The sequence below is a fragment of the Cryobacterium sp. TMT2-4 genome, from assembly GCF_004402575.1.
GTDB classification, from domain to species: domain Bacteria; phylum Actinomycetota; class Actinomycetes; order Actinomycetales; family Microbacteriaceae; genus Cryobacterium; species Cryobacterium sandaracinum.
The window spans coordinates 22,794-47,869 of record NZ_SOGE01000025.1 but is presented as its reverse complement, the minus strand read 5'-3'; the positions used below and the strand labels follow the sequence as shown (position 1 = coordinate 47,869).

The window sequence follows — 25,076 nt, the reverse complement described above, 5'->3', positions numbered from 1 at the left end:
TTACAGCTCCTGTGCGAAATTGCCTTGAATGCGCGAGAAGATGCGCTGGCCGATCCAGAGGATCACGATACTGATGCCCAGGGCGATCCACAGCCGGATGGCCAGGTCGTCCGGCCAGTTCTGCGAGGTGGATTCGGTGGTGCCGGCCACCCAGAATGCACGCTGCATCCCGAGCACGGCGACGGTAATCGGATTGGCTAGGTACAACTGTTCGAGCCAGTTTCCCTGGAGCTTGTCGTGCACGAAAGAGAATGAGTAAACGATCGGCGAAGCCCAGAAGAGAACCATGATCGCCACCTCGACAAGGTGCTGCACGTCACGCAAGTAGACGTTCAAACCGGCGAGGAGTATCCCCAACCCGGTAGCGAAGGAGATGAGGACAGCGAGCGAGAGTGGGGCGTACAACAGATTGAAGTCAAGAGGAATCTGGCCGGCCACTATCGTGGCCAGAATGAGGATGATGAGTTGCACGCCAAAATTGAAGAGGGCACCACCGACGCTTGCCAGCGGGAAGATCTCACGTGGCAAGTAGATCTTCTTGATCAAGCCGGAGTTGTTGGTGATGGAGGTCGTTCCGCCTTGGACGATCTCGACGAATAGCCCCCATGTGGTGAGCCCGACGAAGACGAAGATCGCGAAGCTCGGAATGCTGCGTGCTACGCCCAAGATTTGGCCGATAGCGAAGTAGTAGATGAGCAGCTGGGCGAGAGGTCGGACGAGGCTCCAGACAATGCCGAGCGAGCTGTCTTTGTAACGTGCCTTGAGCTCTCGTCGCACCAGAAGGGAGGTCAGCTCGCGGCTGCCCCAGACGTCCTTGAGGGAGGCCCAGGTGCCGGTCACAAAATGTGTCGACTGTCCGACCGGTTTGAGGTTCTCCCTTGCAACTCGCTGTTCGCGATCGCGGGCTTGTGCCAATGACATGAACAACTCTCGATTGTGGGGCCGGACTTGGACAAGTCTAGGCGAAATCGTGTCGTGTTGCAGGCTCCGCATCCCCTGTGAGTCGATAGCCTTGGGATCTGCTTACCTCCAGGGGAATGGTGTAGCCGACGAGAGCCTGAATCTCTCGCTGCTGGGATCGCCTGGCCAACCCGGCGTCATGCCGACCAAGATGGAGATCCTGTGAGATTCAAACGCCTGACTGGGCTGACGCTGGCGGTGGCCCTTGCCGGCGCACTTCTTATGGCAGTCGCTCCGCCGCCAGCTGCCCAGGCTGCCGATGCTTCTTTTTTTGATCCGGCATACATCATCAGCGACAACCTGTTCTTCGACGGGTCCGCCATGAGCGCATCCCAGGTTCAGCAATTCCTTAATGAGAGGGTGCCGACGTGTCGTGCTGGCTACGTCTGTTTGAAGGACTATCGACAGGACACGCCAACGCGCGCCGCGGTCTCCGACGACTGCGCCGCTTATGTGGGCCAAGCCAATGAGTCCGCCGCGCAGATCATTGCCAAGGTGGGCCTTGCTTGTGATATCAGCCAGAAAGCAATAATCGTTCTGCTCGAAAAGGAACAGGGGATCGTGACGGACGATTGGCCGTCGGCGCGGCAGTATCGCAGCGCCACCGGCTACGGATGCCCTGACACGGCCGACTGTGACACGAGTTACTACGGCTTCTTCAACCAAGTCTACGCGGCCGCGCTGCAATTCCAGTACTACGCCAACAATCCGACCCGGTGGCGTCACGCTCCTGATCGCTGGAACGCCGTGTGGTACCACCCGAATACCGCGTGCGGAAGTAGCTCGGTCTACATCAGGAACCAGGCCACGGCCGGGCTCTACAACTACACGCCGTACCAGCCCAACGGGCCGGCTCTCTCGAATCTCTACGGCTCGGGCAACACCTGCAGTTCGTACGGCAACCGCAATTTCTGGCGCATGTACTCGGACTGGTTCGGATCTCCGATCGAAGGACCCGAGACCTACATTGAAGGGGCCTACCAGCGTACCGGCGGTTCTGGCGGGTACCTGGGTGCTCCGACGACGCGCGTCACCAAATACACGGCAAACGGCGGCGGCTACGTTCGCGGCTACGTCAACGGCGCCATCGCCTGGTCAACCGGCACCACCGCGTACGTCCTCACGGGCGCCATCCGCACCGCCTATGGAGCGGCGGGGGGCATCACGGGCGCGCTGGGATGGCCGATCACAGACCCTAACGTTGTCGCTGAGAACGGTGGCGGCACGGTCCAGGGCTTCCAAAAGGGCGCCATCGTGTCCTCCAAGGCCGGAGCGTGGCTCCTGACCGGGGAGATCCGGAACCAGCTGGCGCGAGCCGGTGGAATCACCGGCGAACCCGGGTGGGCGACCGCCGCCCAGACCTGCGACGGGACGGGTCTGTGCAAGCAGGCCTTTACCGGAGGCACGTTCTATGCCTCGCCTGCCGCGGGCGGCAGCTTCGTGCCGACCGCACTGCTGGGGGCCTACACGGCTGCCGGTGGTCCGGCGGGAAGCCTGGGCCTGCCGACCACGGCGCCATCGACGCTCACCGTCAACGGTGGCGGGCGCGTGCAGGGATTCGCCAAGGGTGCCATCGCCTGGTCCCCGAACGGCGGGGCGCACGTACTCTCCGGTGCCCTGCGCGATTACTTCGGCACAGTCGGCGGAATCGGCGGATCGGCCGGCTGGCCGACGTCGGACCAGGTCTGCGGACAAGCCGACTGCTCACAATCGTTCCAGGGTGCGAAGCTCTACTGGACGACCGCTGGTCAGGGGGCCTACGTCGACGCCAGGATGGTGGGCCTGTACGACCAGCTGGGTGGCACAAGCGGCTCACTCGGCCGGCCGACGTCCGGCGTCGTGGCACTGTCAGCCAACGGCGGCGGTGTGGTTGAAGCATTCGAGAAGGGCGCCATCGCCTGGTCTGCGAACGGCGGAGCGCACGCTCTTACCGGGGACATCCGCACCGCGTTCAATCAGGCCGGTGGCATAGGCGGAACGCTGGGATGGCCCACCGGGGATCAGTCCTGCAGCGATGCCTCGCGGTGTTCACAGATGTTCGTGGGCGGCACGCTGTACTGGTCGTCGACACAGGGTGCATCGATCGTCGGGACCGCCATCAACGGTGCCTACACGACTTCCGGTGGACCCACAGGCGCCCTGGGATGGCCCACCAGTGGCGAGATCTTCGTCGCCGCGAACGGGGGAGGATCGGTGCAGACCTTCGAGAAGGGGGCCATCGCCGCGTCGAAGCAGTTCGGCGCCTATGCCCTCCGAGGCGAGATGCGCACGTACTACAACGCGCTCGGAGGCCTGGGCGGCTCGATCGGTTGGCCCAAGACTGAGATGACGTGCGACGGAGCCTCGGTGTGCACTCAGTCGTTCTCCGGTGGCGTTCTCACCTGGACGCCTGGAACCGGTGGAACGCGGAGTTGACCGGAACCGCCGTTTCGTGGTTTCCAGAGAACTGGCCCCGCGCGCACAGCGCACGGGGCCAGTTCTCTGCCGCCAGGCCCGTGTCAGGCAAGCAACGGTGCGTTGACGAGAACGTAGGCGTAAAGGGCGACTGAGTAGGTCACGAGGATGCCAACAGCCCAGCGGTTCCGGATCGTGAGACCGGCCAGCAGCAGGAACGACCCTAGGATCGAGGCTCCGTACCGCGGCGGCAGCGGAAAGTAGTTGCCGGTCGTCACATGGATCATGATTGCGAGCATGGGCGCGAAGAACAGAGCGGCCATCGTCACAGACACCACCACAGGGGTGAGCTTCGATCCCTTGCGCAGGGCCCAAAAGGCTCCCAGCACCCCGGCCACGCAAATCCATGAAAGCGGCGCAACCACGAAGCCGGGAATGGCATAGGCAAGGTCGGACGAGCCCGAGATATTGACGTTGGAGGTGATTGTGCCGGGAAGGAACGTCGCGACCTGGGAGACGAGCTCCTCAGGCGTGAGCGGAATGCCGATCGCCTGATCGACGGGGATGCCGACCGCTTCTGCTGAGCGGAATGCCAGCCAGGCCAGCTGGGCGCCCACCGACGCGCCGAGCGCGAGGACGGCGAAGAAAAGTAGCCCGAGCGATGACCGATTCCGCTGATATGGTCTGCGAGTCTTCCAGCCTGCCCACTGTGTTTCTTTCCGCTCCAGCAGCCACAGTATGAGCAAGTACAGAGCAGCCAGGCAGACGCCGAGAACATTCGTCACTTTGAAGAGAACCGCCGCCGTTGAGATCACCGCGAGCCACCACCCGGACCACTGGCCCCGGCCGATCTTTACCGCCGCCAGGAGGATGAGGATGCCGAAGGCGAGGGAGGGAGCGTCCGTGCTGATATACGTATAGGTCCACCAGGCGAACGGCGATGCGATCAGGGCCAACCCAAGGCCGAGGATGACCGGGCGCCGGATGCGCCACTGCCGAAGTAGGAGGTGCAGAAGCACGGAGGCCAGCCCGAGCCAGAGCGCCCCGGTGACCCGCCATGACGAGAGCTGGCTGATGCCCGTGAGCGTGTGGACGGCGTCTCCGATCACACGCGTCACCGCGAAGTAGGCGGGAGTGTAAGCATCGGCCGACGTGACGCCCTCATACGGGAATGCCGACAGGTCTGCGACGCTGCTGCCGCACGCCGGGCCCATCGGGCCGTACGGCGTGACGCCGTCGCACGACATGATGACGAGGGCTTCCTTGCCGATCTTCTCGCCCTCATGCACGATGCCCTGAACGGGGAGTTTGAACAGGTAGTCGACATAGACCCACTCGTCAACAGGGGAGAGAGCCGGTCCGTGGTTCGCGGTCACGACGGCTGACATCCCGAACGAGGCAATGACCAGAACGACTGGCACCCAGAGGGCGATGAAGAGGCGCCTCCATCGCGACTGAGGCGGGGCGGCGGGGGTGATGGTTTGCTCGTGTGACACGGTCATATCAATCTTTCGGAGGCGACCCGGATTCCGTCGAGAATACCGGCAGCCCCGATATCTGGAAGACGGATGGGGCGTGAACGGGTGCGCGCTCCATCTAGTGGGCCACGTACCATGGGTACTTCGACCCTAGTCGTGAGCGCAGATAATCCCCGGCAGAGGGGTACAACGAACAGAAGGATGGATAGCACCGTGAGCCCAGTCGGCGAATCCTTCGAACCGATCACCGTGGTGATCCCCGTCTACAGCGGAGTCGAGCCCGGCCACCTGCGCAGGGCCCTCGGGAGTATGCAGGAACAGAATCTTCCGGCCGACGAAATCCTGATCGTGGAGGACGGGCCGTTGGGCGCGGGCCTTGACGCGGTCGTGGCCGAACTCGGCGGGGTCGACTCCCGGGTGCGCCGAATCTCCCTGGCGCAGAATCGGGGCGTGGCCTACGCGATGCAGGCCGGCATTGAAGCGGCGAGAAACCGCTGGGTCGCCCGGATGGACGCCGATGACGTCTCCCTACCCAACCGGCTGGAAATGCAGGCGCAGGCCGCCTCCGGTGGGCACTACGCGGCGATCGGCGCCGCCATGCTGGAATTCGAGGGCGACGAGGAGAACATCGTCGGACTGCGGGTTATGCCGCTCACGGAAGAACGGATCCGGCGATACGTTCTGACCAACAGCCCGATCAACAATCCGACGCTCTTCCTGGACCGGGACGCGGCCCTGGCGGTCGGCGGCGTGCGTCATGTCCCCAATATGGAGGACTACGACCTGTTCGCCCGGCTGGCTGCCGGGGGCTATCCGATGCTGAATCTCGCGGAGCCGCTGCTCCTATTCCGGGCCGACCCGGCCATGTTCAAGCGTCGGTCCGCCCGAGGGATGTTCGCCGCGGAGGTGCAGATGCAGCGTAACCTGCGCTCGTACGGTCTGATCAGAACGCCTCGAATGTATGCGAACCTGCTGGTCCGAAGTGCGTTCAGGGCACTTCCGCAACGCGCATTAAGGTTCGCCTACGCACTGTTGTTCCGGGTCCGTTCCCCAGGGAGCAAGGGCCTAGGCTCGAAAGCGAGTGGGAAAGGCACAGCCAAGTCCGATGGGTTATAAGGCAGATGATACGACCAAGGGCGTTAGTCCGACGGATGCGGCGATGAGCGAAGCGGACCGGATGGTCGCGGAAAAGACGTGGCTCGTCATCCCGCTCTTCAATGAAGCAGCCGTGGTGGGGGACGTCATCCGTCACGCCAGGGAGACTTTCCCCCACGTGGTGTGCGTGGACGACGGCAGCACCGACGACTCCGCCGAGGCGGCACGGCGGGCCGGTGCCCACGTCGTGCATCACCCCATCAATCTGGGCCAGGGCGCGTCGCTGCAGACCGGCCTGCGGTATGCGCTCACCGACCCGGGGGCAGAGTACTTCGTGACCTTTGACTCCGACGGGCAGCACCGGGTCGAGGATGCTCTGGACATGGTCAGGCGCCTGGCGACGGAGCCGCTGGATATCGTGGTGGGGTCGCGCTTCCTCGACGACCGCACGAAACCCGGCGCGATCAAACGGCTGGTGCTCAAGGCCGCCGTCGTCTTCCAGAACGTCACGTCCGGTGTGCGCCTCACCGATGCGCACAACGGACTTCGGGCCCTGTCTCGCCAGGCGGCGAGTTCGATTCGGGTGACCCAGAACCGGATGGCCCACGCCTCCGAGATCGTCAACGAAATCGGGCGGCTGGGACTCCGGTACGCCGAGCAGCCGGTGCACATCATCTATACGGACTATTCGAGGTCGAAGGGCCAGTCCGTCTGGAACTCCGTCAACATTATCAGCGACCTCATCTTCAAATGACCGGACTGCGAGGGACGGAACCCCATGGACGCTAATCAAATCCTGATCAAGGTTGTCTTGATCACAGTATTCGCGGTTCTGGGTCTGGTGATCCTGCTGCCCCGCCGCGGTGCGCGCGGAATGGCCATCCGTCGTCTGACTCTGTTGCTGGTCATGGTGAGTGCGGTCATCGCCGTCATCTTCCCGAACCTGACCAACTCGGTCGCTGCCGTGCTCGGAGTCGGCCGCGGAACGGACCTGCTCCTCTACGGGCTGATCGTGGTCTTCCTCGGCTTCGCCGTCACGTCATCCGCTCACAACCGGCGACTCGACCGGCAGATAACCGACCTGGCCCGCCAGATCGCACTGACCGAAGCCATCACGGCGCGCGAAGGCCGAACCCCGACGGAAGATGTCAACCCCGCATGACAACCCTGGTGACCGGTGGCACAGGCTACATCGGAGCTCATATCGTGGATCTTCTGTGCAAGCAGGGGCGGTCGGTCGTGATCGCGGACGACGTCGTCACCGGCATCGAAGGCCGGGTGCCCGGCGTGCCGATCGTGCGTTTGGAGTTGTCCGAAGACACCGCGGTCACACGCCTTCGCGACCTGATGATCGAGCACGATGTGGACGAGGTCGTGCACCTGGCCGCGCGTAAGCAGGTCGGCGAGTCGGTGCAGCGCCCCACGTGGTATTTCCAGCAGAACCTCGGTGGTCTGGCCAATCTGTTGGCGGCCATGGGCGAGGCGGGGGTGTCCCGCCTGGTCTTCTCATCTTCGGCCGCTGTGTACGGCAACGGTGCCGGGGTCCCGCTCCTGGAAACGGACGAGACACGGCCGGTGAACCCCTACGGCGAGACCAAGCTCGTCGGCGAGTGGATGATCCGAGACGAGACAGCGGCGCGGCCACTGCGCGCGATCAGCCTGCGCTACTTCAACGTGGCGGGCGCCGCCCGGCCCGAGCTGGCCGACCGAGCAGTGCTCAATCTGATACCGATGGTCTTCCAGAAGATGGCCGAGGGTAAGAACCCCGTCATCTTCGGCGACACGTACGACACGGCCGACGGCACGTGTGTCAGGGACTTCATCCATGTAGCCGATCTCGCGGATGCGCACATCGCGGCACTGTCCCGGCTCCAGGTGCAGGCCGATGCCTTCGACGTTTTCAACGTCGGGACAGGACGGGGGTATTCGGTGCGTGATGTGGTCAACGAGGTTGCCGTTGTCTCCGGTACCGACCTGCACCCGTCCGTCGAGTCTCCCCGCCCGGGCGACCCTGCCTCCGTGGTCGCCGAGGTCGACAAGATCGGTCGAGTCCTGGGATGGTCAGCGACCCGCTCCCTGAGCGACATGGTGAGCTCAGCTTGGAGCGCCCAGGAATCATTTCGGTGAGTGAATCCACCGGCAGCGGCCGGCGGGGAAAGCTCAGCATCCTCCTCATCGGGGGAGCGGCCGTGGTGGCCGGGGTTTCCGGTTATCTCGTCACCTTGGCGGTGGCCCAGCAGGCCGGCCTCGCTGCCTATTCTGTGTTCGCTGTCTTCTGGGCCGTTCTCTACTTCATCGTGGGATGTCTCTTCGGCCTTCAACAGGAGATGACCCGAGCCGTATCGGCGCGCACCCGCGCACGCACCACCGCCGAGGCACCGGGGCAGCCCCGCGTTCCGGTCCCGAAGTTCGTTCTTCTCGCGGCCGGGATCGTCGGTATCGTGATCGCGGTGAGTTTCCCGCTCTGGGCGCTCCCGGCTTTCGGGGCGAGTCAGCTCGGACTGGTCGTGCCGTTGGCGGTGGGAGCGGTGGCCTGTGTCGCGGTCGCCTCCCTCAGCGGGGTCCTCTCCGGACTGGGACTCTGGGCGGACCTGGCTCTGATCGTGGGCCTGGATGGCGCTCTGCGCCTCGCAGCGGTCCTGACGGTGCTCGCGCTCGGCGGTGACCAGACCCGGCTGGCCTGGGCCGTGATCGCACCGTTCCCGATCACGATGGGAATCGCCCTGCTGGTTGCCCGCAAGCGGCTGGCACGTGCACGGTACGTCGACGGCACCTATCGCGGCCTGCTCTGGAACAGTTCCCGCACCATGCTGGCGGCTGCGGCCATGGCGGCGATGGTCACCGGGTTCCCGGCGCTCCTCGCGCTGTTCGCTGACGGAGTCGACCGGACCTATTTCGGCGCTCTCATTCTGGCTATCACACTCCTCCGGGCGCCCCTGCTCGTGCCACTCACTGCATTTCAGAGTTACCTGCTGGTCTTCTTTGCGTCCCGTGAAGCGAGCATCATCCGCGCTCTGGTCCTTTTCCTCACGGTCGTCGCGATCGGTACTGCGGTCTTCGCGGGGATGACGGCGCTCTGGGGCGAACAGGTCTTCGTCTGGCTGTTCGGCGACACGGTGAGGCAGGTGAGCGACCTCCTGGTTCCGCTGGTGTTCGCATCTGGGATGATCGCCGGGCTCTTCGTGACCGGGCCGGCCGTTCTTTCCCGTGACAGTCACACCGCCTACACGGCCGGGTGGGTCGTTGCGGCCGTCATCGCCATGGGCGCGGTGCTGATGCCCTGGGCCATCGGTGATCGCGTGATTGCAGCTCTGGTCATCGGGCCCGCCGCCGGTCTGTTCATTCACATCACGTCTGTCGTGCGGCCGTCTGCGCAACGGCGAGACCACCTCCCGCGAGACGTGTCATGAGGGCGCTGTCTTCCCGGACGGCGCCCCGCGTCCGCCACGAACCAGCGCACACCCGGTCCGTCTTCTGGACGGCCTTCGCCCTGATGGCGACGCTCGCCACCCTGTGGTCGCTGGCCAGCCCGATTTTCTCCGTCCCCGACGAGAACGCCCACGCAACGAAGGCCATCGCACAGGTTCGTGGTGACCTCACCGGGCACGCCGTGGAAGGGGTCAAACACTCCGTCGTCGACCTGCCGGAGGAGTATTCCTACAGCCAGCAGATCGTCTGCTACCTCTTCCACTCGGAGATGACCGCAGACTGCGGGTTCGAACTCGGGGACGAAGGCGGCAACGATTCGTTCAACACCTGGGTGAGCGCGTACAACCCGATCTACTACTACCTCGTCGGCTGGCCGACTCTCCTGCTCGACGGATCGGCCGGGATCTACTCCATGCGCATCATCAGCGGCCTGCTGTGCTCGGTCTTCGTGGCCTGGGCCTTCCAATCCGCAATGTCGGTGCGGCGTTCCCGCTGGCTGCCGTTCGGGCAGGCCTTTCTCGCGGCGCCCATGGTCGTGTACCTCTTCGGATCTGTTAATCCCAACGGCATCGAGATCGCTGCGGCCGGCGCGCTCTGGATCTCCCTGCTCCGGCTGCTGCAGCACTTCGACGGCCGTGACCCGGGAGTGGTGTCGTCGCTATCCCGTCGCCACCTCTGGCTCATCGTCACGGTTGCGTCGATCGTGCTGGTCACCGCTCGAGCGACGGGGCCGCTGTGGCTCGTGGTCGTGGTCGGGCTGTGCTTCGCGGCCACAGGTTGGCGGGCGGTGAAGACTCTTTTCACGACGGGTTCCTCCTATCTCGGGCTGGCTTTCGTGGCGGCCGGCGGGATGTTCTCGATCCTCTGGACCCTCCGCGGCGGCAGCCTCTCCGGCCAGGCGGATGCCTCGGATGCGCCCCAGGTGGGGGCCTCCTTCGTGCAGGGCTTCGCCTATGTCATCCGCCTGACGCCGGACTATTTTCATCAGGCCATCGGGTTCTTCGGTTGGCTCGACACGCCCCTCTCCGGGCCGAACTACTGGCCGTTCGTGGCCGCCACGGCCATCTTGGTGGCGCTCGCCTGCACCGGACTGGACCGACGCAGCGTAGTGACCATGGGTGTCGTTGCGGCTGCCGCGGTGCTGGTCCCCGCTCTCGTGCAGGGCTACAGCGTGCACCAGACCGGCATCATCTGGCAGGGCCGCTACGGGCTCTTCCTCTACGTGGGGGTGACGCTCGTGGCCGCCTGGCTCCTGTCCGGGCGCTCGGGGCGGCGTCTGGCGTTCCTGTCCACCCGCCTGACCTGGATCGGCGTCACCCTCGTCGCCGTCTACGGCCTGGGGGCGTTCTTGTTGGTGCTGCGGCGCTACGTGGTCGGCACGGACGAATCGTTCAGCACAATGTGGGAGAACCCCGACTGGGAGCCACCGCTCGGCGCGATGACCCTGGTGGCCCTCTACGGCCTCGTTTCACTCCTTTTCGTGCTGTGGTCGGGCCGGCTGGCGGTCAGATCCGCGCGGGCCGACGATGCCGCCGAGGCAGAAACCGACACCGATGCATCCGCGTTGCCCGAGCCTGAGACCGAGACCGTCCGTGGTTGAACCGCGGGTGGCGGTCGCCTTCGACTGCCTCTACCCGGTCAACACCGGTGGCGGCGAACGCGTGTACCGCCGCCTGGCGGAGCTTTTCGGGGCCCGACGGTGCCCGGTCGACTACGTGACCCGCCGGCAATGGCCGACGGATGCGCCCCCGGCGGTGCCTTTCACCATCGTGCCGGTGTGGCAGGGCGACATCTACGATGCCCGCGGCACCCGCACGCCACGGAGCGCGATCGCTTTCGCAGCGGCGCTGTTTCGCCACTTCCTCCGTCGGCGCGGGAGCTACGACGTCGTGGTCGTCAGCACCCTGCCAGTGCTGAACCTGTTCGCGGTGCGGCTGGCCCTCGTCGGCACGCCGGCACTCGTGGTCGCCGACTGGCTCGAGGTCTGGCCGTGGCCGAAGTGGCGGGAGTACGCCGGCGCGCTGCCGGGAACGATCGCCTTCCTGTTGCAGACCGTGGGCATCCGCCTCGGTGACCTGCACACCGTCAACAGCGAGTTCACCGGTGCCCGGCTTCGCCGCTATCGGCGCCGTGCCCAGCCGGTCGCCCTGGGCCTGGTCGACCTCGTCGGCGACGAGCCCGATGCCACGACCGAACGGCCCGAAGACCCGTACCTGGTCTTCGTGGGTCGGCACATCGCCGACAAACGCGTGATCGATCTCATTCCGGCCCTGCGGGAGGCCCGCAGCCAGGTTCCGGCCCTGCGCGCGGTTATCGTGGGCACCGGCCCGGAAACGCCCCGCGTGGCCGCCCGGGTGACCGAACTCGGCCTGGACTCCGCCGTCGAGCTGCTCGGCCGGGTGAGCGATGACGAGCTGAGGGACCTCGTGCAGGGTGCTCGGGTGCTAGTCAACCCGTCGGCCCGGGAGGGGTTCGGGCTCGTCATCGCCGAGGCGGCGGCCTTCGGCACACCCAGCGTGGTGGTGGCGGGCCCCGACAACGCCGCAGCGGAGCTGGTCGTCGACGGCGTCAACGGCTACGTGGCCCTTTCCGTGGCGCCCGCCGAACTTGGCGGGGCTATCGTGCGAGCGGTCGAGGCCGGCGAGCCCCTGAGACGCTCCACGCTCGACTGGTTCCGGCGCGAGCGGGTCAGCCACGGCCTGAGCGCCTCGGTCGACCAGATCCTGGCGCGCTACCGCTCGGCGAGGGCCCGCTGAAACGACGCCAGGGTGTCCAGGGCGGTCTTCGCCCACGAGAAGGCGCGGGCGCGGTCACGGCCCTGTGCTGACAGGCGCGCCAGCTCGGCCGGGTCGTCGAGCAGGCGGGACAGCGTCGCCGCGAGGGCGGCGGCATCCTGCGGCGTCACGTACACGGCCGCGTCGCCGGCGACCTCGTGCAGCACCGGGATATCGGAGCAGACCACGGGGCAGCCTCGGGACATGGCCTCCAGCACCGGCAGGCCGAAGCCCTCGAACAGAGTCGGGAACACGATCAGGCTCGACTCGGCGTAGCACCGGTCGAGTTCCTCGGTGCTCAGCCAGCCCCGCAGTGACACCCACGCCTCCAGACCGAGCCGGGTAACGGCGGGGGCAAGCGGGTCGTCGCCGTGGCTGCCGGTGATCACCAGCTGCGGCCGGGACTCGGCGGGGACCAGGGCGAGGGCTTCCAGCAGCAGGGGGAAGTTCTTGTGCGGCATCCGGTTGCCCACCGCCATTAGCCGGCCAGGCAACCGGGGGAGAGGCACAGGGTCCGGGTTCGCAGCCGGGTCCTTGCCCGCGAGCGGCACCACGTCGATGCGGGCGGCCGGAACCCGCAGGTAGCGCACGATGTCTTCTGCCGAGGCGACGCTCACGGTGAGAACGCGGCGGGCGCCGTGCGCGGCCACCCGGATCATGGTGCGGAGAATGCGCGAATAGACCCCAGGCACGTATTCCGGATGCCGGAACGGCAGCAGGTCATGCACCGTGAGCACCACGGGCACCCGCGACCAGACCGGGCCGAGGTTTGCCGGACAGTGCACCAGATCGGCGCGCAGCCGGCGGGCCGCGCGGGCGACGGTGACGAGCTCACCGCGGGCCCAGGCGATCCGGTTCTCACCGCTGATGCCCGAATCGACGATCTCGCCGGGGAACCAGGACGTGTCCGAGCCGGCCAGCTCGCTCGACGCGAGGCCGATGAATTCGATCCCGCCGGCATCCGGTTCGATCCGGCCGTACACCTCCCGCACGTACGACTCCATGCCGCCCTTGCGGCCGGTGTAGAAGAGCAGATCGACGAGGACACGGCTCACGCGGCCGCCGCCACGACCAGCGCGGCGGCGCGCACCCGGCGACGTCGCGCGAGCTCGTAGACCACTGCCGAGGCCAGCTCAGCGATGAGCAGCCCTAGAAACACGGCGGATAGGCTGTTCAGCGCCAGGCCGATCCCGGCGAGGACGAACGCTATGACGGAGACTGCGGCGCGCAGCCCGGTGAGCAGCCGCACCTCGCCCATCCGGCGCAGCGCGGCGAACGGAATCGTCGTCGCGAGCGACGCGGCCCGCCAGCCGCACGCGAGCACCAGCGGCAGGACGGCGGCCGAGCCGGTCCAGACGCCGCCGAAGATGAAGCCGAGCACTCCGGTGAGCTCCAGCATCATCAGCACCACCACGGCCGCGACCACCGCGCCGGCCGACACCACGATGTCGAGGCGGGAATGCTCCTTGAGCAGCCGCAGTCGCATGAAGTTTAGAGGGATCGCGAGCAGGCCGGACACCGTCGCGATCGCCGTGAACAGCACTGCGCCGCCGGGCCCGATCAGTGTCAAGATCATGACATTCAGGAGCGGATAGATCACCCCGGTGATCGCCGTGTCGGCCACCACCCAGCTCATCACGGCCGGCTCGGGGCGACTGGCCCGGTGCGTCACCGGCAAGCAGCGCACCAGGGTGGCCAGGGCGATTCCGGCCACGAGCGGGATCAGCGCCCAGTCCTGGCCGGTGAACGCTGCCGCCACACCGGCGAGGGCACCGAGCCCCACGGCGATGGATGCCCAGATCTCCCGCAGGTCGAGACGCTCGGCGACCGAGACGCCCCGGCCCACTTCCAGCGCGGCGATCAGCAGAGGCAGGCCGAGACAGAGCACGACCGGGTTCGTGGCGTTGAGGGCGATCACCACGGCGGCGACCAGGGCAAGGCCGGCCAGCCAGAGCGGGAACACCACCCGGCGGTCGGTTGCCGCCGAGCTGAGCCGGGATTCCAGCACGACCGCGAAGGTGAGCTGGCCGGCGAAGGTGGCCACCATCACCGCCACGGCAATGACGCCCTGCTCCGGCCGGCTGAACAGCCGGGACGAGATGGCGACCGTTGCTGCGGGGATGACGGCCACCGATACACCCCCGAGCAGGGTGATCAGGCTGAGTGTGGCCCGGCGCAGACGGAGAGGGGCGGGCAGATCGGCCGTCATCGGGTCACCGCGGTGAGCGTGCCGACGGGGCCGAGGGTGCGCCCGAGCATTCCTTCGAGCCGGCCGAGGAACACCCACCAGCCGTCAGTGAGGGCGTTCGTGCCGCGATTGCGCAGACCGAAGAACAGACCGCCGCCGAGGAACGCGAACCGCCACCACAACGGATACCGCCAGCGGGTCACCAGGCGTCCCAGCCCGCGGCCGTAGCCGCGCAGCTTGTGACGGCGTTCCGCGCTGCTGAGCCCGCTCGGGTCGCTGATCCCGCCCACCGTGAGCGCGGGCGGCTGCCAGGCGAAGCCGAGGTGCTCCCCGGCACGGATCAGTTTCAGGAGCAGGTCCGTGGCCTCCCCGGCCTGCCAGGGCGTCGGGGCGCCGGTGCCAATCTCCGGGTCGAAGCCCCCGATCCGGTCGAACACGCTGCGCCGGATCAGGATGCCCATCTCGATCACGCTCCAGACCGTCCACCGGGTCAGGGCCGCGCCCGGCTCGGGCAGCACGAACTTAGGCCCGTTCTCGTCGACCACTGTGAGGGCGCCCGCTAGGAAGCTCTCGGGGAGAAGCCTCATTCGTTGCAGCGCGCCCGGTGGGTACCAGGTGGTGTCATTGGGAAAATTGAGCAGCAGATCCCGGTCGGCCGGCAGCGCCGCGACGCCCGCGTTCCGGCCGCGGGCAGCCCCGGGCGGCGACGTCGTCACGATGATTCGCATGCTCTCCGAGCGATAGACGGATGCGAGGGCCTCCACTTCAGACAGGTTTCGCTGGGCGACCACAAGGAGCGTGTCACCCACCAATAGCTGACCAGACAGGGAATCGAAGAGTCGCTTGAGGCTCTCGACACGGCCGAGCGTCGACACAACCAGTCCAAGGTCCACACAGCCCAGTCTGTACGATGAGGGGGCCAGACCAACAATGACGGGACTTGCAGCGAGCATGACAATCACCGCAACCATTGAACTTTCGATCCTGATGCCGTGCCTCAATGAGGCCGAGACGCTTGCGATCTGCATCGACAAGGCCCAGGGATATCTGCGGCGAAGCGGCATCACCGGTGAGGTCCTGATCGCCGACAACGGCAGCACTGACGGGTCGCAGCAGATCGCCGAGGCGCACGGGGCCCGGGTCGTGAATGTCACGGAAAAAGGCTACGGCAGCGCTCTCATCGTAGGCATGGAGGCCGCCCACGGCACCTATGTGATCATGGGTGACGCCGACGACAGCTACGACTTCAGCGAACTCGACGGTTTCGTTGAGCGGCTGCGTGCGAGCGATGAACTGGTCATGGGCAACCGCTTTCGCGGCGGCATCGAACCCGGCGCCATGCCGCCGCTGCACCGGTACCTCGGAAACCCGGTGCTGTCGTGGATCGGGCGCTCCCTGTTCCGTTCCCCGATCAAGGATTTCCACTGCGGGCTGCGCGGCTTCAACCGCCAGTCGATGCTTGCCCTGCACTTGCAGACCTCGGGCATGGAGTTCGCCAGCGAGATGGTGGTCAAGTCCACACTCGGTGGGTCCCGGGTGAGCGAAGTGCCGACCACGCTCAAGAAGGACGGCCGCAGCCGGCCGCCGCACCTGCGCAGCTGGCGGGACGGCTGGCGGCACCTGCGGTTCCTGCTCATCTTCAGCCCGCGCTGGCTGTTCCTGATCCCCGGCATCTCCGCGTTCCTGATCGGCCTGGTCGGCACCGTGCTGCTCGGCTTCGGACCCGTCGTGGTGGGGGAGGTGGGCTTCACCTACTCCAGTCAGATCTACCTGGCCGCCCTGGCGGTCGTCGGCTACCAGGCCTTCCTGTTCGCCCTGCTCACCAAGATCTACGCCCAGCACGAGGGGTTCCGCATCCCCCGCAGCCGCAACTTCGAACGGCTCGAGAAACGCATCAGCCTCGAGAGCGGTGCGATCCTCGGGGTCGTGCTGTTCCTGATCGGCCTGGGCATAGCCTTGTCGCAGCTGGTCGGCTGGGCGGCGGGCGGTTATGGCGCGCTTGAGGCCGGTGCCACCGTGCGGGTGGCCATCCCATCTGCCCTACTGATGATGCTGGGCTCGCAGACGGTCATGGGCGGCCTCTTCCTCGGCGTGCTGTCGGTCGGCCTGAAGCGACGCTGATGGCTCGCTCCACCGCTTCCTCGTCGCGCGCGCCCGGAGCATCCCTGCCGCGCGTGTCTGTGGCCCTCTGCACCTACAACGGCTCCGCGTTCATCGAGGAGCAGCTGCGCAGCATCCTCGGCCAGACCGCGCCCGCCGACGAGATCGTCGTCTCCGACGACGGCTCCACTGACGACACCCCGGCTGAGGTGGAAAGCGTCTTCGCCGCCTGGAAGGTAGAGCATCCGCGGCAGGCCGTGACCCTGCGCCTGATCCGCAACTCTGCGCCGCTGGGCGTCACCGCGAACTTCGAGCAGGCGCTCACTGACTGCACGGGCGAGCTGATCGCGCTCAGCGACCAGGATGACGTGTGGCCCCCGGAGCGGCTGGCCCTGCTGATCGCCGAGTTCCGGGCTCGCCCGGACCTGCAACTGCTGCATACGGATGCCCGACTCGTCGACGAGGCGGGCCTGCCGACGGACCGCACCCTGCTCGCCACCCTGGGGGTCACCGCCGCGGAGCGTGCCGCGGAGCATGAGGGGAACGCCTTCGACATCCTGCTGCGCCGCAACATCGTAACCGGCGCCACCGTGATGCTGCGCCGCGGGCTGGTGCAGCGTGCACGACCGTTTCCGGCGGCGTGGGTGCACGACGAATGGCTGGCGATCGTTGCCGCCGCGACCGGCGAGGTCGACCTGCTTGAAATCCCGCTGCTGGACTACCGCCAGCACGCAGGAAACCAGATCGGCGCCTCCAGCCTCGACGCGGCCGGCAGGCTTGGCCGGCTGCGGGCGCCGCGCACGGCGCGCAACGCCCGTTTGCTGGCCCGAGCTCAGGCGCTGCAGGCGCGGGCGGCGCAGCTGCAGCCTGCGCCGGCAGCCGGAACGCTCGCCCTGATCGACGCCAAGCTGGCCCACGAACGCCGGCGCAGCACCCTTCCGGCCCTGCGCGCGGCCCGGGTCGCGTCCGTTTTCGCGGGCTGGCGTGCCGGCGACTACCGTCGCTTCGGCCTCGGCCTGCAGGACATGCTGCGCGACCTGGTGCAGCCGGTCTGAGCTTTCGCTCGGGTCGGCCCTTGCTCAGTTCTCCGGGTGCCGGTGCGGGGTGGGCTGCAACAGGCTGCGCCAGCTCTTGCCCTGCGCGGCCTTCACGGCGCAGATCAGCAGCAGCAGCCAGCCGAAGTCGACCAGAACAGTGCTTTCGGCCGCCGAGGTGACCAGCAGGGTCACCAGCACCAGCGGCGACCAGACATAGACTATCGAGCGTTTGTCCGAGGCGAGCAGCCACGACCGCCAGAAGGCGAGCGTCACGAGCGCGAGGAACGACAGGAGGCCGACCAGGCCGACCTGGAAGTAGACGTCGAGGAACGCGTTCAGCGCGGAGGCCTGCGGGCGCCCGGTGACGAAGCTGAGCCAGCCGTAGGGCGTGACGTCGATGGGCCAGAGACCGGCCCAGCCCCAGCCCTCGAGCGGGTTCAGCATGGCCAGACGCCAGATTTCGCCCCAGAGTGTGGTGCGGGCCTCGAACTCGCTGCCCGCGTTCAGCTGGTCGGTGATGCGCGCGCGGGCCGCAATCGCGATGATGCCGGCCACGACGGTGCCGCCGAGCAGCCCGATCTGTAGCAGCCACCGGTTCGCGGCGGGCGTGGCGCGCAGCCAGATCAGCGCCAGCGCGGCGAGGCCCACGAACAGGGCCACCACGAGGATGACGGGGGAGCGGGTGAGTAGCAGGCCGAACACGGCCAGGGCGATGGAGCCGATGCCGAGCCCGCGCCGCACCGACCGGGACCGCAGCTCGACCGCGAAAGTGACCGCCGCGATCAGCGAGACCAACCCAAACACGTTGCGGGAGCCGAAGAGGCCCTGCACGGGCCCGAAAGAGTCGATGTTGCCCTGGATGCCGAGGAAGACGAAGGGCGTGTCGAGCAGCAGGCCGGAGAGCACCTCCAGAGCCAGGGACACTCCGAGCAGCACCCGCAGCACGTCGCCGGTGGCGCGCACGACCTGGATGGTGTCGCGGGCCAGGGCGATGTAGATGGCCAAAAAGGTGAAGGCGAGCTGGTAGAGCGAGGCGCTGAGGGTGTGCAGCGGGTAGCTGGACCACAGCACCGACAGGGCACACCAGCCCACGAAGACCATGATCGAGATCGGCAGGAGCCCGTGCCAGTCGACGCCGGCCCAGCGGGCGGTGAGCGAGAACGCGGCCAGCACGACGAGGCCCACGAGAATGCCGACGACGCCGGGCGGGCCGATCACGGCGCGCAGGGCAGTGGTCGAAAAGGCGAAGCCGATGATGACCAGCGCCAGCGAGGAGGCGAACTTGGGGGAGGCGAACAGCCGTGTGAACTGGTCCGGCACGGCGGGGGGATACGCGCGGTAGGTCATGACGTTCCCACGCTACCGCCTAAGGCATCCGTTGATTGGTTGCCTGCTGTCGCTTCGTGATCACGGCGAGCACGACCAGCAGCAGCCAGCCGGACTCAATCAGGATGCGGCTTTCGGCCAGGCTCTGGGCGATCAGGGCTACCAGGAGCAGCAGCGGGAGCAGGGCGGAGGCCGCGTAGGGTTCCGTGTCGGCGAGGGCGCGCCTGGGCCGGTCGACCGCGAGGAACCAGCAGCGCCACAGCGTGGAGAAAACGGCGGCGGCGAAGATGATCAGCCCGAGGACGCCCAGCTGAAGCCAGACGTCGAGCCAGGCGTTGTGCGCCTGAAGGTAGACGACGCCGCGGCGCACGGCGAGACCCTCGAAGGGTTCGACCCAGGGGGCCCAGTAGCTCACCCACCCCCAGCCGAACACCGGGCGCTCGGCGGCCAGCCCGGCCACGCTGCGCCAGATGTCGAGGCGGCCGGTGAGGTCGGCGGATTTGCCGAGCAGGGCGAGGAGCTGCGGGGTGAGGGCCACCAGGCCGACACCGCCGACGACCACGGATGCCCCGGCCACCAGGTACACCGGCCGGCGCCCCTCGGGGAGCCGGCGGCGGGCCCAGAGGGCGAAAAGCAGCGCTGCGGCGACGGCGGCAGCAGCAAGCGTCACGGTCGCGGACCGGGTCAGCAGCAGCACGAACACCCCGAGGCCCAGCCACGCCAGACCCCAGTTGCGGCTCACGGTGCCGGCGGCGAGCTGAACGGCGAAGACGATCACGGCGATCAGTGCCACGAACCCGAGCAAATTGCGGTTGGCGACGATGCCCTCGATTGGCCCGCCCTGCAGCAGGATACCGCGGGTCCAGTAGTACGACTCCGGCACGTTGCGGGTGCCGTAGTCGACCCAGAAGGGGAGCACGGCCTGCCGCACGAACAGGGCGACGATGAGCTCGAAGGCGAGGGACAGGGCGAGGATCCAGCGCAGTGCGGCGGCGAGCGTGCGCAGCAGCTCTGCCCAACTCAGGCACAGGGCGAGGAACAGTGCGGCCAGCGTGGTTGCCCACTGCAGGGTGACTCCGATCAGGGAAGCGCCGAGGTAGAACGACCAGGCCAGCGACAGGGTGGCCAGACCGAGGAAGGCGATGAGCGATTTCGGGAACCGCGACCACATCCAGTCCGGGTTCAATTTGACGAGGGCGACGACGCTGCTCACGACGATGACCAGCGCGATCGCGCCGTAGCCCCACCAGCCGAACAGGCTGCGCCAGAACTGGCCGGCCAGGACGGAGAAAAAGACGAGCGTCGCGAAGGTGCGAACGACGAATCGGCTCTGGACGGCGGGCATGTGTCTAAGGCTAGAGCGTGCCGGGGCGGTCACCGATCATTTTCTATACCCCCTGGGGTATACTTATTCCGGAGGTTCGAATGAAAACGATCATTGTTGGTGGAGTTGCGGGCGGAATGTCGGCGGCGACGCGGTTGCGTCGGCTGGACGAGACGGCAGACATCATTGTATTTGAACGCGGCCACTATGTCTCGTTCGCAAACTGCGGACTTCCCTATTACGTGGGCGGCGTGATCACGGACCGCAGCAATCTTTTACTCCAGACCCCGGCATCCCTCGGGGCCCGCTTCCGCCTCGACGTGCGCGTCGACCACGAGGTCACGGCGATCGACCGGGAGGCGAAGACGGTCTCCGTGCGCCAAACGCAGACCGGCGCCGAGATCACCGAGACGTACGACCGCCTCATCCTGGCTGCCGGAGCGACGGCCCGAACCGGGATCACCCCGGCCGGCCTCGCCACTCGCACCCTGCGCACGGTCGACGACGTCGACCACATCACCGCTCTGCTGGCCGGCGTCACGGGTCAGGCCTCCGCCGTCGTCATCGGCGCCGGGTTCATCGGCTTGGAGGCCGTCGAAAACCTCGTTCGCCGCGGCGTGCACGTGACCCTGGTCGAGTTCGGCTCCCAGGTCTTCGGGCCCTTCGACGCCGAGATGGCCGCGCCGATCTTCGACGAGCTGCTCTTGCGGGGCGTTGACGTACGCCTGAACACGACCGTCGTCGCCGCCGCCGACGCGGGAGTCAAGCTCAGCGACGGATCCGTCGTTCCGGCCGACCTCGTCATCGACTCCGTCGGCGTGCTCCCCGACACCTCGCTCGCCGCCCGGGCGGGCATCACGATCGGCGCGAGCGGCGGTATCGCCGTCGATGGCAGTCAGCAGACCAACGACCCGTCGATCTACGCGGTCGGCGACGGCGTCGAGAAGATCGACGCCGTCGACGACAGCGGCATCCTGATCACCATGGCCGGCCTCGCAAACCGGCACGGCCGGGCGGCCGCCGACAGCATCGCCGGCGAGCCCGCGTCGGCCTCCCCGGTGCTCGGAACCGCCATCCTCGGCATCTTCGGCCTGACGGCGGCCATGGTCGGCTGGAGCGAGAAGCGTCTCGTGCAGCGCGGCCGCGCGCACCGGGTCGTGCACACCCACCCGGCGTCGCACGCCACCTACTACCCCGGCGCCGAGGGCATGTCGATGAAGCTCCTGGTCGACCCGGCGACGGATGCCATCCTCGGCGCCCAGATCGTCGGCGGCAGCGGCGTCGACAAGCGCATCGACATCTTGGCGACGGCGATGACCGGCGGACTGACGGCATCCGCTCTCACCCGCCTCGAGCTGGCTTACGCGCCGCAGTACGCGTCGGCGAAGGACCCGATCAACCAGCTCGGCTATGTCGCCGACAACCTTGCCGCGGGAACGACGCGTGCGCTGCAGTGGCACGAGCTGGCCGCCGCCCGGGCCGCGGGCGCGGTGCTCGTGGATGTGCGCTCGGCGGCGGAGTTCGCCGCCGGGAACATTCCCGGCGCGATCAACGTTCCGGTGGACGAACTGCGGGACCGCCTGGCCGAGCTGCCCGACGCACCTGTGATCGTGCACTGCCAGGTGGGCCAGCGCGGGCACACGGCCGCACGCATTTTGAGCCAGAACGGGCTGGACGTGCAGAACCTCGACGGCGGCTACCGCACCTGGATCGCCGGCGAAACCGCTCTCGGCCTGATGCCCGTCATCGCCGCCAAGTCTGAAAGGATTCCGGCATGACCGAAATCACCGCTACCGCTGCCGACGTCGCTGCTGCCGACGTCGCTGGGGAACAGAACCAGAAGAAGATCCTCAACCGGTTGCGCCGGGCCCAGGGCCAGCTCGCGGCGGTCATCACCGCCGTCGAGGCCGGCGGCAGCTGCAAGGATGTCGTCACTCAGCTCGCCGCCGTGTCCAGCGCCCTCGACAAGGCCGGTTTCGTCATCGTCTCCACGGCGATGCGCGAGTGCCTCGACAACCCGCAGGGGGAGAACTCCCTCACGGTCGAGGAGCTGGAGAAGCTCTTCCTGACGCTGGCGTAGCCTCCCGACGCGAGTCGGGCCCGCTCGGCGTTGAACCAATTCGACGGAGATTCTCCCGTGAAAGCGCTTTTTCGGGGTTCTGGGGACTAGTTTGGCCAAAATCTCCGTCGAATTCGTTCGGGGCTCGGGGCTCGCGGTTCGGGGCTCGGGGTTCGGGACTCGGGGCTCGGGGCTCGCGGCTAGGGCGGGCGCGGCCCCTGACTCGCCTAGACGAAGGCCGCCTGGCCGGTGATGCTGCGCCCCACGATCAGGGTGTTCATCTCCCGGGTGCCCTCATAGGAGTAGACGGCCTCGGCGTCGGAGAAGAAGCGCGCCACATCGTACGAGAGCACGATGCCGTTGCCGCCGAATAGTTCGCGGCACCAGGCCACCGTTTCGCGCATCCGGGCAGTCGTGAAGAGCTTGGCCAGGGCGGCGTGCTCGTCGCGCTGGCTGCCCTCGTCGAGCATCTGCGAGACCCGCACGACCATGCCCAGGCTGGCGGTGATGTTGCCCAGCGACTTCACCAGCAGGTCCTGCACCAGCTGGTGGCCGCCGATCTCCTTGCCGAACTGCGTGCGCTCCTTCGCGTACGCGACGGCCGCCTCGTAGGCGCCGATCGACGTTCCCACGGCCGCCCAGGCCACCTCGGCTCGGGTCAGGCGCAGAACCTTGGCGGTGTCCTTGAACGAGTTCGCGTTCTGCAGCCGGTTCTTTTCGGGCACGACCACGTTCTCGAGCACGATGTCGGCGTTCTGCACCGAGCGCAGGCTGATCTTGCCCTCGATGCGGGTGGCGCTGTAGCCGGGGGTGTCGGTGGTCACGATGAAGCCCTTGACCATGCCGTCGGCGGTGTCTTTCGCCCAGATGATGGTGATGTCGGAAAAGGTGGCGTTGCCGATCCAGCGCTTGGCGCCGTTCAGAAGCCAAGTGTCGCCGGTGCGGGTGGCCGTCGTGCGCAGTCCCTGCGCCGCGTCCGAGCCGGAGAGCGGCTCGGTCAGCCCGAATGCCCCCACGAGCTCCCCGCTCGCCAGGCGCGGCAGCCACTCGTCGCGTTGCTCCGGCGAGCCGGTCGCCGAGACGGTTCCGCAGGCGAGGCCGTTCTGCACGCCGACGAACGTGGCGACGGATGCGTCCACGCGCGCCGTCTCCAGGGCCACGAAGCCGCGGAACACCGCGGAGTTCTGGAAGGGCCGGGTCTCAGGCCAGCCGAAGGAGTAGGCCCCGAGCGCCGCCAGCGGCCGGATGACCTCGGCCGGGAACTCGGCGCGCTCCCAGCATCCGTTCACGATGGGCCGAACGTCGGACTCGAGGTAGGCGCGCAGATTGGCGAGCGCGGTCTTCTCCTGATCGGTCAGCAGATTCTCGTAGCCGTAGAAGTCGCTGGGAAGTAGCTCGAAGGTCATCAGGTGCTCCATTGCAAAGGTGGCGACGGCCGGCGTGCGGCGGTCGGCGGATGTTCGCAGCCTACGGTCGCGGAACCGGCACGCCGCAAGCGGTTGGTAGTTTGGTCTAAACCTAAGAGTGCAGGAGAGCGCCATGTTTGTGGGCATCACCAATACGCCGCGGCACTATGCCTGGGGTTCGACCACCGCCATCGCGGGTCTGCTCGGCTACGATCCGTCGGGCACAGCTGAGGCCGAACTCTGGCTGGGCGCACACCCGGGATCGCCGAGCGTCATCACCGACCCCGAGCAGGTCGGCGGCCACCACACCCTCCTGGACTGGATCCACGCAGCCCCGGAGGAGGCCCTCGGCGCCGCGCTCGCCGCGCCCGCTGCTCCGCGGTTGCCGTATCTCCTGAAGATCCTCGCCGCCGCGGGACCGCTCTCGCTGCAGGCGCACCCGACCGCGGAGCGGGCACGGATCGGCTTCGGCCTGGAGAACGCGGCCGGTATTCCGCAGGATGCGGCGGACCGCAACTACCGCGACCCGTTCCATAAGCCCGAGGTGATTTTCGCCCTGAGCGACACCTTCGAGGCCCTCTGTGGGTTCCGCGAGCCGGTCGAGATCCGCGGCATCCTGGGCGAGCTGCGCGCCCTCGACGTGGCCTCGGACGACCCGCAGCCCGGCGCGCTCGATGCGCTCGAGCGGCACCTGCTCGGCGACGACGCACTGCGCGACTGCGTCGACTGGTTGTTGCGCGACGGCCGCGGCGGCGATTCCGGCGAGGTGGCCTGGCTGGTCGAGCGGGTGGTTGCCCTCGCCGTCAGCGCGGCCGACCTGGCCGAGAGCGGCGCGATCCTCGACTACCCGCTCGAACTCGCCACCGTGCGGGACCTGGCCCGTGCCTACCCGGGGGATCCCGGCATCGTGATCTCGCTGCTGACGAACCGGGTGTCGCTGCGCCGAGGCGAGGTGCTCTACCTGCCTGCCGGGAACATCCACGCCTACCTGTCCGGCCTCGGTGTGGAGCTGATGGCCGCCTCGGACAACGTGCTGCGCGGCGGGCTGAGCCCCAAGCACATCGACGTCGACGAACTGCTCGAGGTGCTCGAATTCACGCCGCTGCCCGTGCCGTACCTTCCGCCCGTGCTGTCGTCTCCGGGCGTCTCGGAGTACCGACCCGACGTGGACGACTTCGTGCTCGTGCACATCGCGGCGGAAGCCGGGGGTGCGGGCGCGCCTGCGGCTGCGGCTTCTCCCGGGGATGCGGGTGCTGGTGCTCGTGCGGCTGCGGCTTCTCGCGCGGGAGTGCCGATGCGGCAGTTCACGCTGACGGGGCCCGCGATCGCCATCTGCACGGCCGGGGGATTCCTGGTGGCCGGTGCGGGGGCATCCGTCGCCCTCAAGCGCGGCGAGTCCGTCTACATCACGCCCGACGAAGGCACGCTCACGTTCGCCGGCGTCGGCGAGGTCTTCCTGGCCACGACCCCCTAGCCCTGGCTCCCCACCAATTCGACGGAGATTTT

The 25,076-nt window shown here is 67.4% G+C and carries 21 protein-coding genes; 13 read left to right on the top strand and 8 right to left on the bottom strand.

Going from position 1 to position 25,076, the window contains the following annotated elements:
* Entirely contained in the window at positions 1-840 is an 840-nt protein-coding gene (locus tag E3O54_RS06625) for an ABC transporter permease (protein ID WP_370247459.1), read from the bottom strand.
* 282 nt (positions 841-1,122) lie between these two features.
* Between E3O54_RS06625 and E3O54_RS06620 the strand changes: the two genes are divergently transcribed.
* On the top strand, positions 1,123-3,375 hold the full coding sequence (locus tag E3O54_RS06620) for a hypothetical protein (protein ID WP_134401214.1): 2,253 nt from the start codon (positions 1,123-1,125) through the stop codon (positions 3,373-3,375).
* A gap of 83 nt (positions 3,376-3,458) precedes the next feature.
* Here the strand turns inward: E3O54_RS06620 and E3O54_RS06615 are convergent, their stop codons facing one another.
* Entirely contained in the window at positions 3,459-4,856 is a 1,398-nt protein-coding gene (locus tag E3O54_RS06615; protein ID WP_134401213.1) for a hypothetical protein, read from the bottom strand.
* Positions 4,857-5,045: 189 nt separating this feature from the next.
* Here E3O54_RS06615 and E3O54_RS06610 point away from each other — a divergent pair, with 189 nt between their 5' ends.
* From E3O54_RS06610 to E3O54_RS06580, 7 genes are read left to right on the top strand one after another with little or no spacing between them, the layout of a single operon-like run.
* Positions 5,046-5,948 carry a glycosyltransferase gene (locus tag E3O54_RS06610; RefSeq protein WP_166805209.1) on the top strand — a complete coding sequence of 301 codons (903 nt, stop codon included), beginning with the start codon at positions 5,046-5,048 and terminating at the stop codon, positions 5,946-5,948.
* 43 nt (positions 5,949-5,991) lie between these two features.
* Complete coding sequence (locus tag E3O54_RS06605; protein WP_134401285.1) at positions 5,992-6,681, top strand: glycosyltransferase family 2 protein; 690 nt, start codon at positions 5,992-5,994, stop codon at positions 6,679-6,681.
* A 24-nt stretch (positions 6,682-6,705) separates the two neighbouring features.
* Positions 6,706-7,089 (top strand): DUF2304 domain-containing protein, encoded by a 384-nt coding sequence (locus E3O54_RS06600; protein ID WP_134401211.1) that lies wholly within the window; start codon positions 6,706-6,708, stop codon positions 7,087-7,089.
* Positions 7,086-8,054, top strand: a complete 969-nt coding sequence (gene galE / locus E3O54_RS06595) for a UDP-glucose 4-epimerase GalE (protein ID WP_134401210.1) — start codon at positions 7,086-7,088, stop codon at positions 8,052-8,054. Before E3O54_RS06600 ends, galE begins: the two co-directional genes overlap by 4 nt.
* A complete protein-coding gene (locus E3O54_RS06590) occupies positions 8,051-9,337 on the top strand; it encodes a hypothetical protein (RefSeq protein WP_134401209.1) in 1,287 nt (428 codons plus the stop codon). The genes galE and E3O54_RS06590 overlap by 4 nt, the downstream gene beginning before the upstream one ends.
* Positions 9,334-10,956: a DUF2142 domain-containing protein gene (locus E3O54_RS06585; RefSeq protein WP_134401208.1), complete on the top strand. Its 1,623-nt coding sequence runs from the start codon at positions 9,334-9,336 to the stop codon at positions 10,954-10,956. The genes E3O54_RS06590 and E3O54_RS06585 overlap by 4 nt, the downstream gene beginning before the upstream one ends.
* The gene (locus E3O54_RS06580; RefSeq protein ID WP_166805208.1) at positions 10,949-12,112 is read left to right on the top strand and encodes a glycosyltransferase family 4 protein; all 1,164 of its coding nucleotides are present in this window, start codon (positions 10,949-10,951) and stop codon (positions 12,110-12,112) included. The genes E3O54_RS06585 and E3O54_RS06580 overlap by 8 nt, the downstream gene beginning before the upstream one ends.
* On the opposite strand, the gene E3O54_RS06575 is transcribed toward E3O54_RS06580, so the two are convergent.
* Genes E3O54_RS06575 through E3O54_RS06565 form a run of 3 tightly spaced genes read right to left on the bottom strand, consistent with a single transcriptional unit; the run spans position 12,088 to position 15,211 of the window.
* Positions 12,088-13,185, bottom strand: coding sequence for a glycosyltransferase family 1 protein (locus E3O54_RS06575; RefSeq protein ID WP_134401206.1), 1,098 nt, complete (start codon positions 13,183-13,185; stop codon positions 12,088-12,090). The two genes, E3O54_RS06580 and E3O54_RS06575, sit on opposite strands and share 25 nt — an antisense overlap.
* Complete coding sequence (locus E3O54_RS06570) at positions 13,182-14,339, bottom strand: hypothetical protein (RefSeq protein WP_134401205.1); 1,158 nt, start codon at positions 14,337-14,339, stop codon at positions 13,182-13,184. The genes E3O54_RS06575 and E3O54_RS06570 overlap by 4 nt, the downstream gene beginning before the upstream one ends.
* Positions 14,336-15,211: a glycosyltransferase family 2 protein gene (locus E3O54_RS06565; protein ID WP_134401204.1), complete on the bottom strand. Its 876-nt coding sequence runs from the start codon at positions 15,209-15,211 to the stop codon at positions 14,336-14,338. The genes E3O54_RS06570 and E3O54_RS06565 overlap by 4 nt, the downstream gene beginning before the upstream one ends.
* Before the next feature lie 58 nt (positions 15,212-15,269).
* Between E3O54_RS06565 and E3O54_RS06560 the strand changes: the two genes are divergently transcribed.
* Together E3O54_RS06560 and E3O54_RS06555 are read left to right on the top strand one after the other, a co-directional pair.
* Positions 15,270-16,439 carry a glycosyltransferase family 2 protein gene (locus E3O54_RS06560; RefSeq protein WP_241976776.1) on the top strand — a complete coding sequence of 390 codons (1,170 nt, stop codon included), beginning with the start codon at positions 15,270-15,272 and terminating at the stop codon, positions 16,437-16,439.
* Positions 16,439-17,473 carry a glycosyltransferase family 2 protein gene (locus E3O54_RS06555; RefSeq protein ID WP_134401202.1) on the top strand — a complete coding sequence of 345 codons (1,035 nt, stop codon included), beginning with the start codon at positions 16,439-16,441 and terminating at the stop codon, positions 17,471-17,473. The genes E3O54_RS06560 and E3O54_RS06555 overlap by 1 nt, the downstream gene beginning before the upstream one ends.
* Before the next feature lie 24 nt (positions 17,474-17,497).
* Here the strand turns inward: E3O54_RS06555 and E3O54_RS06550 are convergent, their stop codons facing one another.
* Together E3O54_RS06550 and E3O54_RS06545 are read right to left on the bottom strand one after the other, a co-directional pair.
* Positions 17,498-18,802 carry an O-antigen ligase gene (locus E3O54_RS06550; protein WP_134401201.1) on the bottom strand — a complete coding sequence of 435 codons (1,305 nt, stop codon included), beginning with the start codon at positions 18,800-18,802 and terminating at the stop codon, positions 17,498-17,500.
* Positions 18,803-18,821: 19 nt separating this feature from the next.
* Positions 18,822-20,126: an O-antigen ligase gene (locus E3O54_RS06545; protein WP_104100306.1), complete on the bottom strand. Its 1,305-nt coding sequence runs from the start codon at positions 20,124-20,126 to the stop codon at positions 18,822-18,824.
* Between the two features lie 80 nt (positions 20,127-20,206).
* On the opposite strand from E3O54_RS06545, the gene E3O54_RS06540 reads away from it, so the two are divergent.
* Together E3O54_RS06540 and E3O54_RS06535 are read left to right on the top strand one after the other, a co-directional pair.
* On the top strand, positions 20,207-21,883 hold the full coding sequence (locus tag E3O54_RS06540) for an FAD-dependent oxidoreductase (protein WP_104100305.1): 1,677 nt from the start codon (positions 20,207-20,209) through the stop codon (positions 21,881-21,883).
* Positions 21,880-22,185: a metal-sensitive transcriptional regulator gene (locus E3O54_RS06535; protein ID WP_104100304.1), complete on the top strand. Its 306-nt coding sequence runs from the start codon at positions 21,880-21,882 to the stop codon at positions 22,183-22,185. Before E3O54_RS06540 ends, E3O54_RS06535 begins: the two co-directional genes overlap by 4 nt.
* Before the next feature lie 206 nt (positions 22,186-22,391).
* Here the strand turns inward: E3O54_RS06535 and E3O54_RS06530 are convergent, their stop codons facing one another.
* Entirely contained in the window at positions 22,392-23,570 is a 1,179-nt protein-coding gene (locus E3O54_RS06530) for an acyl-CoA dehydrogenase family protein (RefSeq protein ID WP_104100303.1), read from the bottom strand.
* Positions 23,571-23,703: 133 nt separating this feature from the next.
* On the opposite strand from E3O54_RS06530, the gene manA reads away from it, so the two are divergent.
* On the top strand, positions 23,704-25,044 hold the full coding sequence (gene manA, locus E3O54_RS06525; protein ID WP_104100302.1) for a mannose-6-phosphate isomerase, class I: 1,341 nt from the start codon (positions 23,704-23,706) through the stop codon (positions 25,042-25,044).
* Positions 25,045-25,076 lie beyond the last annotated feature (32 nt).

Excerpts from the sequence above, each read along its gene's own strand:
- E3O54_RS06530 (WP_104100303.1), bottom strand. The coding sequence starts at position 23,570 with ATGACCTTCGAGCTACTTCCCAGCGACTTCTACGGCTACGAGAATCTG.
- E3O54_RS06540 (WP_104100305.1), top strand. The coding sequence starts at position 20,207 with ATGAAAACGATCATTGTTGGTGGAGTTGCGGGCGGAATGTCGGCGGCG.
- E3O54_RS06550 (WP_134401201.1), bottom strand. The coding sequence starts at position 18,802 with ATGACCTACCGCGCGTATCCCCCCGCCGTGCCGGACCAGTTCACACGG.
- E3O54_RS06535 (WP_104100304.1), top strand. The coding sequence starts at position 21,880 with ATGACCGAAATCACCGCTACCGCTGCCGACGTCGCTGCTGCCGACGTC.
- E3O54_RS06545 (WP_104100306.1), bottom strand. The coding sequence starts at position 20,126 with ATGCCCGCCGTCCAGAGCCGATTCGTCGTTCGCACCTTCGCGACGCTC.
- E3O54_RS06605 (WP_134401285.1), top strand. The coding sequence starts at position 5,992 with ATGAGCGAAGCGGACCGGATGGTCGCGGAAAAGACGTGGCTCGTCATC.
- E3O54_RS06615 (WP_134401213.1), bottom strand. The coding sequence starts at position 4,856 with ATGACCGTGTCACACGAGCAAACCATCACCCCCGCCGCCCCGCCTCAG.
- E3O54_RS06600 (WP_134401211.1), top strand. The coding sequence starts at position 6,706 with ATGGACGCTAATCAAATCCTGATCAAGGTTGTCTTGATCACAGTATTC.
- E3O54_RS06570 (WP_134401205.1), bottom strand. The coding sequence starts at position 14,339 with ATGACGGCCGATCTGCCCGCCCCTCTCCGTCTGCGCCGGGCCACACTC.
- galE (WP_134401210.1), top strand. The coding sequence starts at position 7,086 with ATGACAACCCTGGTGACCGGTGGCACAGGCTACATCGGAGCTCATATC.
- manA (WP_104100302.1), top strand. The coding sequence starts at position 23,704 with ATGTTTGTGGGCATCACCAATACGCCGCGGCACTATGCCTGGGGTTCG.
- E3O54_RS06585 (WP_134401208.1), top strand. The coding sequence starts at position 9,334 with ATGAGGGCGCTGTCTTCCCGGACGGCGCCCCGCGTCCGCCACGAACCA.
- E3O54_RS06555 (WP_134401202.1), top strand. The coding sequence starts at position 16,439 with ATGGCTCGCTCCACCGCTTCCTCGTCGCGCGCGCCCGGAGCATCCCTG.
- E3O54_RS06560 (WP_241976776.1), top strand. The coding sequence starts at position 15,270 with ATGACAATCACCGCAACCATTGAACTTTCGATCCTGATGCCGTGCCTC.